This is a genomic window from Microbulbifer sp. CAU 1566, from assembly GCF_023156515.1.
Taxonomy (GTDB): domain Bacteria; phylum Pseudomonadota; class Gammaproteobacteria; order Pseudomonadales; family Cellvibrionaceae; genus Microbulbifer.
Genome location: NZ_JALNMG010000003.1, coordinates 202037 through 215141 on the forward strand (window position 1 = coordinate 202037; position 13105 = coordinate 215141).

General features: G+C 56.5%; 12 protein-coding genes. 5 read left to right on the top strand and 7 right to left on the bottom strand.

From position 1 onward, the window contains the following. Positions 1–335: 335 nt before the first annotated feature. The gene (locus M0G74_RS09265; protein WP_248216317.1) at positions 336–2195 is read right to left on the bottom strand and encodes a beta-ketoacyl synthase; all 1860 of its coding nucleotides are present in this window, start codon (positions 2193–2195) and stop codon (positions 336–338) included. 218 nt (positions 2196–2413) lie between these two features. On the opposite strand from M0G74_RS09265, the gene M0G74_RS09270 reads away from it, so the two are divergent. Next, entirely contained in the window at positions 2414–3400 is a 987-nt protein-coding gene (locus M0G74_RS09270) for a helix-turn-helix domain-containing protein (RefSeq protein WP_248216318.1), read from the top strand. Here the strand turns inward: M0G74_RS09270 and M0G74_RS09275 are convergent. Together M0G74_RS09275 and M0G74_RS09280 are read right to left on the bottom strand one after the other, a co-directional pair. Then, on the bottom strand, positions 3380–4072 hold the full coding sequence (locus M0G74_RS09275) for a class I SAM-dependent methyltransferase (protein WP_248216319.1): 693 nt from the start codon (positions 4070–4072) through the stop codon (positions 3380–3382). The genes M0G74_RS09270 and M0G74_RS09275 overlap by 21 nt on opposite strands. Positions 4073–4074: 2 nt before the next feature. Next, positions 4075–4584: an Hsp20 family protein gene (locus M0G74_RS09280; protein WP_248216320.1), complete on the bottom strand. Its 510-nt coding sequence runs from the start codon at positions 4582–4584 to the stop codon at positions 4075–4077. 271 nt (positions 4585–4855) lie between these two features. Between M0G74_RS09280 and thpR the strand changes: the two genes are divergently transcribed. Continuing rightward, positions 4856–5437, top strand: coding sequence for an RNA 2',3'-cyclic phosphodiesterase (gene thpR, locus M0G74_RS09285; protein WP_248216321.1), 582 nt, complete (start codon positions 4856–4858; stop codon positions 5435–5437). 136 nt (positions 5438–5573) lie between these two features. Here thpR and M0G74_RS09290 read toward each other — a convergent pair whose 3' ends face one another. Further along, positions 5574–6620: a hypothetical protein gene (locus tag M0G74_RS09290; protein ID WP_248216322.1), complete on the bottom strand. Its 1047-nt coding sequence runs from the start codon at positions 6618–6620 to the stop codon at positions 5574–5576. Between the two features lie 178 nt (positions 6621–6798). Here M0G74_RS09290 and M0G74_RS09295 point away from each other — a divergent pair, with 178 nt between their 5' ends. Together M0G74_RS09295 and M0G74_RS09300 are read left to right on the top strand one after the other, a co-directional pair. Then, on the top strand, positions 6799–7017 hold the full coding sequence (locus M0G74_RS09295) for a hypothetical protein (protein WP_248216323.1): 219 nt from the start codon (positions 6799–6801) through the stop codon (positions 7015–7017). A gap of 107 nt (positions 7018–7124) precedes the next feature. After that, positions 7125–7496, top strand: coding sequence for an HPF/RaiA family ribosome-associated protein (locus M0G74_RS09300; protein ID WP_248216324.1), 372 nt, complete (start codon positions 7125–7127; stop codon positions 7494–7496). Positions 7497–7774: 278 nt separating this feature from the next. Here the strand turns inward: M0G74_RS09300 and gorA are convergent, their stop codons facing one another. Beyond that, positions 7775–9136 (bottom strand): glutathione-disulfide reductase, encoded by a 1362-nt coding sequence (gene gorA, locus M0G74_RS09305; RefSeq protein ID WP_248216325.1) that lies wholly within the window; start codon positions 9134–9136, stop codon positions 7775–7777. 376 nt (positions 9137–9512) lie between these two features. Here gorA and M0G74_RS09310 point away from each other — a divergent pair, with 376 nt between their 5' ends. Continuing rightward, positions 9513–10061, top strand: coding sequence for a hypothetical protein (locus M0G74_RS09310; protein WP_160153915.1), 549 nt, complete (start codon positions 9513–9515; stop codon positions 10059–10061). 131 nt (positions 10062–10192) lie between these two features. On the opposite strand, the gene M0G74_RS09315 is transcribed toward M0G74_RS09310, so the two are convergent. Both M0G74_RS09315 and M0G74_RS09320 read right to left on the bottom strand, forming a co-directional pair. Then, the gene (locus tag M0G74_RS09315) at positions 10193–11419 is read right to left on the bottom strand and encodes a TIGR01620 family protein (RefSeq protein WP_248216326.1); all 1227 of its coding nucleotides are present in this window, start codon (positions 11417–11419) and stop codon (positions 10193–10195) included. Continuing rightward, complete coding sequence (locus tag M0G74_RS09320) at positions 11416–12864, bottom strand: YcjX family protein (protein ID WP_248216327.1); 1449 nt, start codon at positions 12862–12864, stop codon at positions 11416–11418. The genes M0G74_RS09315 and M0G74_RS09320 overlap by 4 nt, the downstream gene beginning before the upstream one ends. Between the last annotated feature and the right edge of the window lie 241 nt (positions 12865–13105).

Consider the following 13105-nt stretch of genomic DNA (forward strand, 5'->3'; position numbering starts at 1 on the left):
GTGTGTTTGAATACCATTTCTGCCATATCCACTGTCCGGTTTGGTGCCCGAATTGTGATAACAGCACACTACAGATCAAAATATGACCACATCGTCGCAAGATAGACCAATGCCAGGAAAAAGAAGAGTGAAAACCTGCAGCCCCTGAAAGCGTAGATGCCCCCGGTCCAAGAGAACATTTTCGCTACGCAAATATAGACTGCGGAGCGAGCACACCGGCAGAAAGGCAGGGATTGGCCACGAAAAACGAGAATGCGAGAGAAAGGGATGCGATGGGGGAATGCATTGAAAAATGCGAGCCCCGCAAATGTACTCGCGGGGCTCACACACAAGGATTAAACCATATCCGAGAACGGATTTTCGTCAGGTAGTGACACGCTCCCCGGCACACCAGGCAGACTCAAATGGGCGCCGTCCAGCGCGATGCCGGACTCGTCAATCAAGCCTTCGCCAAAACGGTAGATGGCATTCAGGTCACCGCGACTGGCGCGCTGATCGTACGCCTGCGCACGCTCCGCCACCGCTTCATTGCGTTTGCGATACTCGGTTACCGCGCGTTCACCATGACGCTTGCCGATCATCTTTTCAGTGATATGCGGCGCCAGAACAGTGGCCGTCGCGTTGTTGCCACCAAACCCTTTGGAGTTAAGGAAGGCAATATCCAGGGATTCCGGGTCGCGCTCGACATGGGACATGGACAGGGACAGGTTGTCGTGATGTACGTCCTCGGCCACCCGGTCAATGGTGGTGATCCCCGGCAGGATACCGCGGGCAAAAATACCAAGGCTACTGATCAACTGGTCGCCGCTGGCGGCCGCCACCGTATGCCCCACAAACGCTTTTACCGCACACACCGGCCAGTTCTCGATACCGAAGGCACCGGCGAGGCGGTCAAAAATCGCCGATTCGGTGACTCGATTCTGGGGGGTACTGGACCCGTGCGCCTGTACAAAGCTGCGCTGGCGCAGACTCTCTTCGCCCAGTATCGCCCGAGCTTCCGACATCGCCCGCGCCACCGTGAGATAGTTTCCCGGTCCCGGTGCGGAGATGGATTTTTTCGGCCCGTCTGCGTTGACGAACACATTGGCTACCGCCCCGTGAATGGGGGCACCGAGCTCCAGCGCCAGTTCATCATCCATCAGCACCGCCCATTGGCTACCCTCACCCAGGGTGAAGCCGCAGTTGTCGCCAAAGGGACGACTGGCGCGACGGAAGTCGATATCGTTGCCGAAAATTTTGCGCAATCCATCCAGGTTGGCCAGGGCCCCCATCGTTGCATAACCATCGACCACCTCTGGCACCAGTGGCGCTTCAGACGCACCCACCACGGCCACCCGTGCACGTCCGCAGCGAATGTCTTCCACCGCTGCACGCAGGTTATAGAGGTAAGTGGCACAGGCACCCGCTACCGCACCGGTAGTACCCACACTGCCAAGCACATAAGCATTTACAAAATCCGCGGGCATGCTGGTGAGACCCAACGCAAGCTGCTTGGAGCTCACGCGACCGCCGCGTAAACGAGACTGTAACAGGCCGCCATTGCCGTTGAGATCCAGCTGACTCATGGCCGAGCTGGCATACACGGAAATTTTGTCGGGCCCGGCTTTCTCTGCAACAAGATCCCAGTCAATGCCGAGCGACTGCACCGCATCAGAGGCACCGAGAATGGCCAACTGAAGGCCGCGGGGGTGAAAGCGGGAATTGTACTGCTGCCCAGGCTCAAAGCCGGTGGGCAACTGCCCGGCAGACGCCACCGCAATTTCACGGTGACTATCCAGCATTACGGAGAGCGCCTTGGTACGCACGCGCACACGGCCGTTATCCAGTGTCTCCACCTGCCAATCGGCGGGCAATGGCGAAGGCAGTTGCCGTGCGGACATGTCAAAGGCAAAGCCGTCGGCGCTCTGCAAATCCGCAGGCTGGTGAAAGTGGCACTGGCGATAATCGTAGAAGCGTGATTCCAGCTCCCGCACCAGTGTGCCCTGCAGCACCTGCTGCTCCAGCTCCGGGCTAAGTGGCCCGGTGGCGGCGTCACCAGTGCGCAGCCCCATCAGGGCGGCGAGATCAGACAGCACGTCCGTACGCTCAGCCTCGCCGAGACTATCCAGCACCAACCGCTTGTAACCGCGATGGAAAGAACTGCGACCAGCGGGGTTAAATCCCCCAAAAGCGGTAATTACGGGTAGGCGCTGCATCCTGACCTCCAGCCTGAAACGATAAATTAGGACAAATCTAATGGTGGGTCAGTTTAGGGGCTGGCGATTCGGCCTCGTTATGGGCATACTGGCCAGCAAATTTGAGCATCTGGCCAACAAGGCTGATGCTCACACCCGAGCGAACTTACCCACCGTCCGCTCAAAGCCGCCAGGCAGCCAGCCACCAAAGTTATCGCTGGCAAAGCAGAGAGTTACCTATGCCTACCGTCACATTCATGCTAATTGACCAGATGCTGACCACCGGCACCGTACTGCCTCTGGAAATGCTGCGCGGTGCGGAAAGCCGGGCGCGAACGGAGGGCAAGGCCACGCCATTGAAGCTGGTTACCGTCAGCATAGATGGCGCACCGGTTCAAACCAGCTCCGGTTTTCAGCTGGCGCCGGATGCCGCCCTGGCCGACGCCCCGGACAGCGACATCATTTACCTGCCTGCCCTTTGGCGAAACCCTCGTCCGGCATTGCGCCGCAGCAAGGCTCTGCTGGACTGGCTCAATACCCAGGCAGAAAAAGGCGCAGCGATCAGCGCTGTTGGCACCGGCGTCTGCTTTCTCGCGGAGGCCGGTTTACTCAATGACAAACCGGCCACCACGCACTGGCACTACTTTGAACGATTCGCCGCCGACTACCCCCAGGTAAAACTCAAGCGGCAGTATTTTATTACCCAGGCAGACAAGCTGTTCTGCGCGGCCAGCGTGAACGCGCTCGCGGATGTCACCGTGCACCTGATCCGACAACTGTATGGCCCCGCCATCGCCAGTCACGTTGAGCGAAATTTCTCGCACGAAATTCGTAGACCGTTTGATGAGATTGCTTATTCCGAGGGCGCCGTACACCTGCATCCAGATGAAGAAATCGTTCAGGCGCAGACCTGGCTGAAACAGCACAGCAGTGAAGATGTAAAGTTGAGCGAAGTGGCAAAGCACTTTGATATGAGCGTGCGCTCGTTCAACCGCCGTTTCAAGCTCGCCACCGGGCAGACACCCCTCCAATACCTGCAAAATGTCCGCGTGGATATGGCGCGGGAACTACTGCAGTCCAGCAACCTGTCGGTGAATGAAATAGCGGAGAAAGTCGGCTACCAGGACATGGGGCACTTCACTGCCCTGTTCAAAAAATTCCTCTCAACAACGCCCAGCGAATACCGCACCACTGTGCGCGCAAAATTATTCAAGGTGAACACCTAAAGCCGACGCTGGTTTGCGCAAGATAATCACGTCGGACGCCACAAATTCCAGCTCGGCCTGGAAGTAGGCCGCCAACCAGCAAAACGTTTGCCTGCTGAAAAACACAATATGCGTTGGGTCGCGAATATAGTGCCAATTGGCAAAGCGCTCAGGCGACGCGACCAGCTTGGTCATCAACGCCAGCATTCCCCCGGGATTTAGCAGGCGCCACAACATCGCCAGCACCCTGTCCGGTGAGGAAAGGTGCTCCACGACTTCGGTGCTGACAATAAAATCATAAGATTTTTCCAGTGCTGCGGCATCCGCACGATAGTAAAGGTCGTAGGTTGAGACTTCGTGACCAGCCTGCTGCAGCAGTTTCGCAAGTAATGGCGCCGGCCCGCAGCCAAAATCCAGCCCGAACGATGCGGGGCTTAAACGCTCAATTAACGGCACGGCACAGCGATTCAGAAAGCGCTGGTACCCGGCGTCCTCAAGGCTATTCTCGTGCAGGTCGTAATAGGCTTTTTCAGCGTCTGGAGAGAGATGGAAAGTCGCAGGCACGAAAACCAGCGCGCAATTTGCGCACTGGTAATAGTCGCGAAACTTGTCCCGATGATACAACTGTGCCGCCGAATGGCGGCACAGTGGGCAGTTGCCATGGGACAACTGCTCCTTTACGTGATTGCTCACCCTCAGGCAGCTTGTTCACGCGCGGCGTTAATCGCAGAATTCTGGCCGGCCGACTCGGGCTCGACTCTTTTTTCAGACTGCAGCAGGTTACCGCTGGAAATCTCCACTTTGCGCGGCTTCATGGCCTCGGGAATCTCACGTACCAGCTCAACATGCAACAGGCCATTGACCAGCTGTGCATCGGTAACACGCACATGATCTGCCAACTGGAAACGGCGCTCGAAATTCCGCGCAGCAATACCACGGTGCAGGAAATTACGGCCAGCGTCATCCGCTGGTTTTTTACCGCTGACGGTCAGGCGGTTTTGTTCCACCTGGATATCCAGTTCAGACTGATCAAAACCGGCTACCGCCATCGTAATTCTGTAGGCGTCGTCCCCGGTCAATTCGATATTGTAGGGCGGGTATGCCGGTTGATTCTGCTCGGTCGTATTCATGGAATCCAACAGGCTTGCCAGTCGGTCAAAACCAATAGCAGAGCGATACAGAGGGGAAAGATCTAAATTACGCATTGTCATATCCTCAATTCAGAGCAATATTTAATTAACACCTGTACTAAAAACCAGGTCATTGGATTTTCTGCTTTTTGCAGAAATCGGGGAGGCACCTCTGTCGAGCCTGCCGCCCTCAGGAATAGATATATGGCCAGCGTCATCGCCTTCAAGGGCATTCAGCAAAAAAATGAAAATTGCATTTGGACGCACTCAAACGGGAAAACCTGTTGGTGGTTCCCGCGACAGAAACATCCGGCCACCCATTGCAACAGCAGAGGTGAATACCTGAGTGGAAGCAATAAAAAAAGACAGTCATGACACCGTACGCTTGTTTATCGGCGTTGCCCCGGACACTGCCACCCAGCGCTTTCTGGATGCCACCTGCCACCACTGCCAGCAGCTGAGACTCCCCAGGGATCACCGCTGGATCAGCCACAACAACCGCCATCTGACCCTGGCGTTTCTGGGCGACACCAGCTGCCAACAACTGGACACGATCGAAACCATCCTTCGCGACATCGCCAGCAGCACCGCAGCCAGCTATGGGCAGATCGTCAGCACCCACCCCTTCCCCAAGGATCGCGCCAAAATGCTCGCGGCAGAGCTTTTACCCAATCCGGAGCTTTCCGCCTTACACCAACATTGCCGCGACCTGATGACAGCGATTGGCAAGCAACCCGAGCGCAAAAGCTTTCGCCCACACTTCACCCTTGCCCGCAGTAATCACGGCTTCACGCGGCTACCACCACTAGTCACCGACTTCGCCTGCCGATTGGGCAACCTCACCCTCTACCACAGCCTGCTTGCGCCGGGTGGCAGCCAGTACCACCCACTGATCTCCCTACCGCTGGAAGGAAGCCCCCTGGGCTAACCTCGAGCTAACCCCGACTAACAGCCACTCCAGTGACCCGCGTGCAGAGTCGACCAAAAGCCGATTTTCAGACAAAAAAAAGCCCGCAATGCGGGCTTTCATTCGGCAGCGACCATAAGGTCACACACAGAATCAATCAGTCGAGCTGAGACAGCACATATTCGGGATACATCACCAATCGCGGGCGGGACAGGCGGCGCGCGTCAAAAATGAATACGTAGCGCTCACCATCATCCTCGGCGGGGATGGTGCGCCTGAAACGCCAGGAGTTCACCCGATAGGTTTCCCTGCCCGCGTGCACCGGCGCCACCAGCTTGTACTGATTTTCACCAAGAAATTCAAACTCAAGATCTTCTTCACCGCTGGCACGCAGCATCAGGCGCCGGAACGTTTTCTTGCCTTCGTCCCCTTCCGCCAATTCACCGAGCAGCTTGTCCAGTCGCTCGCGCTCACCGCGTACATATTCAACCAGCTCCGGGTCTACTTCACGCTCAACCGCGCCCACCGCCGGGGCACTCTGCGCCACCGGATCCGCAACCGGGGGCTGCGCACTAACTTGGGGCGCAGCCGGCGTCAGAGCCGCCAGGCTAGGCTCGGGAATGCTGGGTTTTGCGAGAGGCTCCGGGCTCCGCACCGGCTTGGCTGCCGCCGCCACCTTCTGCTCTTCCGCGGAGTCCAGCATGGATTTAACCATTTTATCCACCAGAGCCTGCTGTGACGCGAGACGTGACTTGCCGTCGGCTACGGAGGACCGGGACTTCTGAAGCCGCGTCTGCAGCTCGCCAAAGTTCGACTGGATGATTTCAACACGACGATTGCGGCTGTCAACACCGCGCTCCGCCATGTCGTAGGCATGCTTGGCCTTGTGCAGGGCGCGCTCGGTATCCGTATTGGGTGACAACTTGTGCTCTCGCTCCGCCGTCTTTAGCTCTTTCAGGCTCTGCTCGTGGTTAGCCCGGGCTTTAGACAGAGACTCCTGGGCACGCTCCAACTTGTAGTCGTACGCGAGCATTTCGTTCTCGACATCTTCGAGCTCTACCAGTCGGTTTTCCATGGACTGCTCCATACGCGCAAGCTTGTTCTGCTCCACGGTCAGAGAAGACGCGGCCTGAACCGACGCACACCAGCCAACTACCCCCAACACGCCCGCAAAGAACAGCGAGCAGCTACGGTTTACCGCCATAGTCAAAAGTCCATTGTTTGATTTTTTTACTTCGAGAAGCGCATAAAAGAGTCATTGCGCACACTGCAGGTACAGCCCTGATAAAAACAGGCACACGGTAACTCGCGCAAGAGCTGCCAATTTACCTCAGACTCCAAAACACAGCAATGACCATGCCAACAAGTTTGGGAAACATAGAGTGACAGGCACCGCAAAACGGCACATTCGCACTTCCAAAAAAGTTCCCACGGGGCTAGCAAATATTTATGACATTTTATTGATTCGAGAGCTTGATTTTTTTTTTGAGAATCGCATTATGGGTTACAGGGAGTTAATCCTGACCCAGTTGAAAACCGACCCGGGCGCAAAACACCAATTCCGCTGCCAAGGCAGCCACCCGATCTGCGACCTCTGGTGATTCGGTTCCAACTGAGCGGCTTCTCCCTATAGGGCGCCCTACCTTATATCTCAGCAAACCGCGCATCGCGGCCTGCATGGATTCCTTATAACCGGAGGTATGTGCCCATGAAATCTGCGCCTTACGATAACATCGTGTTCCGTGATATCGACAAATCTGCCGCCCTGGCGGATACCGTATCTAAAAAGCTGAACAAGCTGGAACGTTATTGTGGCGACATCATACGAAGCCGTGTGGTCCTCGAAGCCCCCCATCAACACAAGCACAAAGGGAAGCAGTACAAAGCTTCCGTGGAACTTGCCCTGAGCGGCAATCCGGTCACCATTACCAACGAAAGCGACTCCATCCACCGCGCTGTTAACGCCGCGTTCAGCTCCGCAGAGCGCTGCCTGAAAGAGCGTGGTGACCGCCACAAAACCCGCCGGCACCAGATGCCGGTGCTCGACACGCCCGACACCCTCGACGAGTCTATCGAGTGAGTTAAGTGGGAGTTAGCTTGGAGCCGATCTTGAGCTAGCACTCTGAAAGTCCCTTGCCGGGACATTCAAAAACGCCAATTTGAATACCAGGGGGAGATTAAAAATTCACCCAAGGCATTCAGCGGGAGCTTCCAGCCCCACGCTGAAGCCAGTGCCGGTAACTGACCCAATGCTCGACGCCACTCGAGCAAGGAGGAACCAGAACGCAAAAGGCTGTGATCGGGTAACCCGTCACAGCCTTTTTTATTCCAACGGCATAACGCCTGTGCGTTAAGACGTCACTCCGCAACCGGGGTGCGCATGGTGACAAACTCCTCGGCCGCCGTAGGGTGGATCCCGATCGTTTGGTCAAACGTGGTTTTGGTAGCCCCGGCCTTCATTGCCACCGCCAACCCCTGAATAATCTCCCCGGCATCAGGGCCCACCATGTGCACCCCGATTACCTTGTCGCTTTCCCGATCCACCACCAGCTTCATCAAAGTCCGCTCATCTCGCCCACTGACCGAGTGACGCATGGCCCGGAAGTCCGATTTGAAGATCACTACCGGAATACCCGCCTGCCGAGCTTCCTCTTCGGTCAAGCCGACCGTACCGATATTCGGCTGGCAGAAAACCGCTGTCGGAATATTGTTGTAGTCAATTTCGGCCGTTTTGCCGCTCTGCCAGTGCTTCACCAGCGCCATCGCCTCTGCCAGTGCTACCGGCGTCAACTCAGGGCCTCCCGTTACATCACCAAGGGCATAAATCGAAGTTACACTACTGCGAAAATTATCATCAACGCCGATAGTGCCATCTTTATGCACAACCACCCCCAGCGACTCCAGACCCAGCCCCTGGGTATTGGGCTTGCGGCCGGTGGCATACAGCACGGTATCCACTTCCAGGACCCCGCCATCGGCAGCACATACCTTCAAACTGCCATCCGCTTGCTTCTCAATCGCACTAACGTCGTGGTTGAAATGCAACTGCACAGACTTTTTGCCGACTTCGTCGCGCACAAATTTGCGCACATCCTTATCAAAGCCCCGCAAAAACAATTCGCGTCGATAAGACAGGTGGGTTTCTGCACCGAGGCCGGCAAAAATACCGGCAAACTCTACCGCGATATAACCACCGCCAACGACCAGTACCCGGCGCGGGAAATCCTCCATCGAAAACACCTCGTTGGAGGTGATGACATGTTCGCTACCGGGAAAATCCGGCACAAACGGCCAACCGCCTGTCGCCACCAGAATGCGCTCTGCGGTATAGCTGTCACTACCAACCGTCACCTGCTGGCGCCCCGAAAGCTTTGCCCGGCCGTCAATAATCTGCACACCGGTATTATTGAGAAGGTTGCGATAAATACCGTTAAGCCGACCGACTTCCTTCGCGTTGTTGTCGCGCAATCTTGACCAAACAAAGTTGGCACCTGACTGCCCTTCCCAACCGTAAGCCGCCGCGTCTTCAAAGGCCTCACTGTAGCTGCTGGCATATACGAATAGCTTTTTGGGCACGCAGCCCACATTGACGCAGGTCCCTCCCATATAGCGGTCTTCGGCCACCGCCACCCGCATTCCCGCCGCCGCAGCCATACGCGCTGCGCGCACACCGCCAGAGCCCGCACCGATGACAAACAAATCAAAATCAAACTCAGACAAAATTCACTCCTGTTACCGGCAGCCTGCGCACTTTGCGAAGGCTGGCACTCAAACTCAATTCCCGACCTTTCGCTGGCGACGCAACCGAAGCCGCCCACAAAATATACTGTGCCCCCACCAAAATTCCCCCAGCTACCTGCCGCAACGCGAGTGCAGACAGGGGCGTACAAACTGTGCAAATTTTCAGCCGCAGGTGTATCAATGCTCGATTACTACACCGAAAACGCATCAAGAAACGTGTACCAGTTCGTCAAATAGCACATTAGTGACAAACGGTGCTTAAAAGCCGTTGACATAAGACCGTCGTTTCGATATTCATGTGATGTTTATCACAATAACAAGCCTGATAGCGAAAACAACAGTAGGGCAGCTGAAAATGAAAACGCCAGTATTCTCAACAACACACTCCAATCAAACAACCTCCCCAGCCAAGCGCGGAAAGCTGTCGTTCAAAGCTGCAGTGATGATGAGCTTACTCGCTGTTGGCAGCACCGCTCACGCCAAGAGCCACCCGTCTTACCTTACCGACAGCTATTGCGATGGTCTGGTAGAGCAGTTCGTGGACTCCGGCATGCGTAGCCTGGGAAAATATATCAACGAGAACTTCAAACCGGAATATAAGGGTGGTATTCGCAACACCATCAACTTTCTCAACCAGCGCTCGGAATGGCTTGGCGAGTGCAACGACTACCTGAACGACACCAACCAACACTATGTATTCCACGACGAAAAGAACACCAAGGCGATCTTTGATGCAATGAACGCACTGGCCAAGGAATTACAACTGGTGCGCGAGGGTGTCGAGTACCCGGACGGGGCTGGCAACAACAACCCTCTTCCGTTTGTTAAAGGCCGCTTTGAAACACTGGCCAAACTTGTTGACCAGCACCACACCAGAATGCTGATGAAAAAGCAGTTTCAGTAAGCGCCACGAATATCGTCGCTCACCTACTGCTGCATTCGCTCGGGGTTCAACACTGCTGAAACACCACCCTGGTGTTGAACCCTAAGCCGCCACTCCCTGCGCCCAGCTCATTCCCGAAGCTGCGCTGACGGCTACTTTCTAGGACTTTTGGGCTTGTTTGCCGACACCGCATCCGCCGGATTTCCCGTAAATGGGGAACCAGCTTCAGGCCACTGCACCTGATTGCGCCCAAGAAACCGCTCCTTCAGGCTCGCAGCAATTCGCTTGGTAAGCGCCCCCAGTTTCGGGCGCTGCTTTTCAGAAAACGGAATAGGCCTGCAACTGTGCACCGCGGCGAGACCAATCCGCGCCATAAACAGGCTGGCACCCATACCCTGCCCCAGCCGCGCAGACACGGTACTCAACATACTGTCGCCGACCAGCTCCGGCCACAATTCACTCACGGCATATTCACTGGCGCCGCTATAGGCGACCAGTGCCAGAATCTTTTTAAACAGCCGCCAACGCACCACGATAGACGGGCGAACGCCATAGATTTGCGCCACATCATCAATCATCCGCATGGACTGCCGCAGCGCCACCAATACATCCAGGGTGGTAAAGGGACTGAGCCCCACCAGTGCGCCAGTGGTCGTAGCGTGGCGAACGATGCGTCGTAACGCCTCCTGGTCCAGGGCCTCGAAGAAATTCAGCTCCAGGTGGCGAAGCAACTCACTATTGTCGTAGTAATCTGGTGTTTCCGCATGTACCCGGGACAGCAAGGCACCCTGCGGTTTGCCCGCGAACAATTCTCGCAACTGCCGGTTCAGAGGCTCTACCGCGTCGGTCGCGCGACTATCGCGCACCTGCGCCGCCAGCTCCTGGGTTTTCTGCAGCTCCCGCAACGGCCGGCCGGCACGAAAATATTCCCAAACTGCACTGACCATGGTGAGCACCAGAGCGCCAATAATCACCCCTGCGAGGGCGCCAAGACTCCAGTGCATCTCGGCAGCCCAGTAGAAAAACTGGCGCAACTCCCAGAATACCGCTCCGAACGCCAGGGCCAGCGCCGCAAGTAACGCGGGCTTCCAGAGGCGTAAACGAAATACCGGCAGACGCAGCTCGGAAAACGAAATTTTGTCGGGGAGGGATTCCCCCGTCGTAATAGAGCGCGGCAGCTGATCAGACTCTTCTGCGAGAGATTCCACCCGGGTGCTGGCGCGATCCCGCGCCGGTGGCTCTTCCAGGTCCAGGTTTTCGATACGGGTCTGGCGGCGCGGACGGGTTGCACTTTCGTCCCCGGCAATCCTCGCAGAGGTTGCGGAGGTCGATGAATCATCCGGAACCTTGCCACCTTTTGATTCAGGGTCTGACTTCACACTTTATCTCCCAACAGCAAATTCAGCAGCGCATCGATACGAATGTGGGGCATATAACCCTCACGGCCGATCCCCATCGGCGGGCGCAATTGAGGCGGTAAACCACCGGAGTAGTGCTGCCATTCACCATCTTGCGGCAGGTGCGCCATGATTTCGGCATTTTCAAACCCGAGATAACTGCCGTCCATAGCGTGTCCCACGAGCATACGCCTGCCATCGCGGGCGCTTTCATTGGAACAGCGCACCGCGGCAATGGCCTCACAGTACAGCGGCAAACCGCGGTGGCGCGCACCGGAAAATACCTGTTGTAGCTGCTGCCCCAGTAACTGGCGCAGCGAGTCGTGATCTGCGGCCAGTACCTGATCGACTTTGGTCGCCGCAAAGACCAGTCGATCGATGCGCGGCCGCCACAGCTTGCGCAGTATTCCATTGCTGCCGTAACGGAATGTATCGGCAATATGTCCAAACGCCTTGCGCATATCCTCCAGAGACTCTTCTCCGGCAAACAGCGTACTGATCAAGTCCACCAGCACCAACTGGCGATCGAGGTGGCGGAAGTGGCTGTCGACAAACGGCGACACCTGCTCATCCACATACGCCTGATACCGTTGGGAGAGCACCTTGTACACGCTGTCTTCCGGCAGTGCGTTCAGTTCCGCCAACGGCTGGTGCGAAAGCGCCGGTAGCGGAAAAAATCCATATTCGTCATTGTCCAGCAGCGCCCGTCCCGGCTGCAGGTAACTCAATTTGCGCTCGCGGCGACAGTCGCGCAAAAACTGCCGATAGTCCTGCCACAGGCTATCCAGCTGACGCGGGTCCGCAGTCGCATCCGGTGCCAGGTCTCGAAGCTGCGCCAGTAATTCTGGCGCAATATCCGCTCTCGGCGCGCTGTCGAGAAGATCTCGCTGATGCCGGCACCAGGTGGCGAAATCCATCCGCAGCAGTGGCAGGTCCATCAACCACTCGCCGGGATAATCGCGAAATTCCAGAATAAGCTTTTGACGATAATTCCGTCCCAGTCTGCGCCCCTGGAGGTGGACGTGTAATTCCAGTGCCGATAGGTCACGGGTGGACTTTGGCCAGCGTGGTGGGTTGGCGGTGAGCGCGTCCAGGCATTGCGGGTACTCGAACAGCGGTAGTCCAGTATCCAGCGCCGGATACAGCTCGGCGCCCAGCAGCCGGCCGTTTAACGCAGGGGCAAACCCCGGCAACTGGGCCCTGTCGGGGTGACTCAATTGATAGATAAGACTGGTGATCAGGGTAGATTTACCTGCACCACTCAGGCCGGTAATACCGATACAGATCCGCTTGTCCAGCAGCCTCTCCGCGGCCCAGTGGGACTTATCGCGCGCTTCTTTGCGCAGCTGGCGCCACTGATCCCGCAGTTTCTGCAGGCGACCAGTTTCATGAGAAGCGCCGGTGGCTGATTCATCAATACCACTCAAGGCTGATCCCCCCAGGTTGAGGCTGTTCGAAACTGATCCCATCGAATTTGAGAAACTCTCAGCATGTTTCTGTAATTAACCAATTCCGCTCCCTGACTCCGAACAAGATTTCCCCGCCACCGGGTGAGACATACATTGAGACATACATAAAGTATTCCACCCACAGGAGATGGCGCTAAATCGCGACCATTTCAACCCTGAAGTTTACACACTGGCGCTTTTCCGGGGCCCGCCACACTTC

Excerpts from the sequence above, each read along its gene's own strand:
- M0G74_RS09280 (WP_248216320.1), bottom strand. The coding sequence starts at position 4,584 with ATGCGTAATTTAGATCTTTCCCCTCTGTATCGCTCTGCTATTGGTTTT.
- M0G74_RS09300 (WP_248216324.1), top strand. The coding sequence starts at position 7,125 with ATGAAATCTGCGCCTTACGATAACATCGTGTTCCGTGATATCGACAAA.
- M0G74_RS09270 (WP_248216318.1), top strand. The coding sequence starts at position 2,414 with ATGCCTACCGTCACATTCATGCTAATTGACCAGATGCTGACCACCGGC.
- M0G74_RS09310 (WP_160153915.1), top strand. The coding sequence starts at position 9,513 with ATGAAAACGCCAGTATTCTCAACAACACACTCCAATCAAACAACCTCC.
- M0G74_RS09265 (WP_248216317.1), bottom strand. The coding sequence starts at position 2,195 with ATGCAGCGCCTACCCGTAATTACCGCTTTTGGGGGATTTAACCCCGCT.
- M0G74_RS09290 (WP_248216322.1), bottom strand. The coding sequence starts at position 6,620 with ATGGCGGTAAACCGTAGCTGCTCGCTGTTCTTTGCGGGCGTGTTGGGG.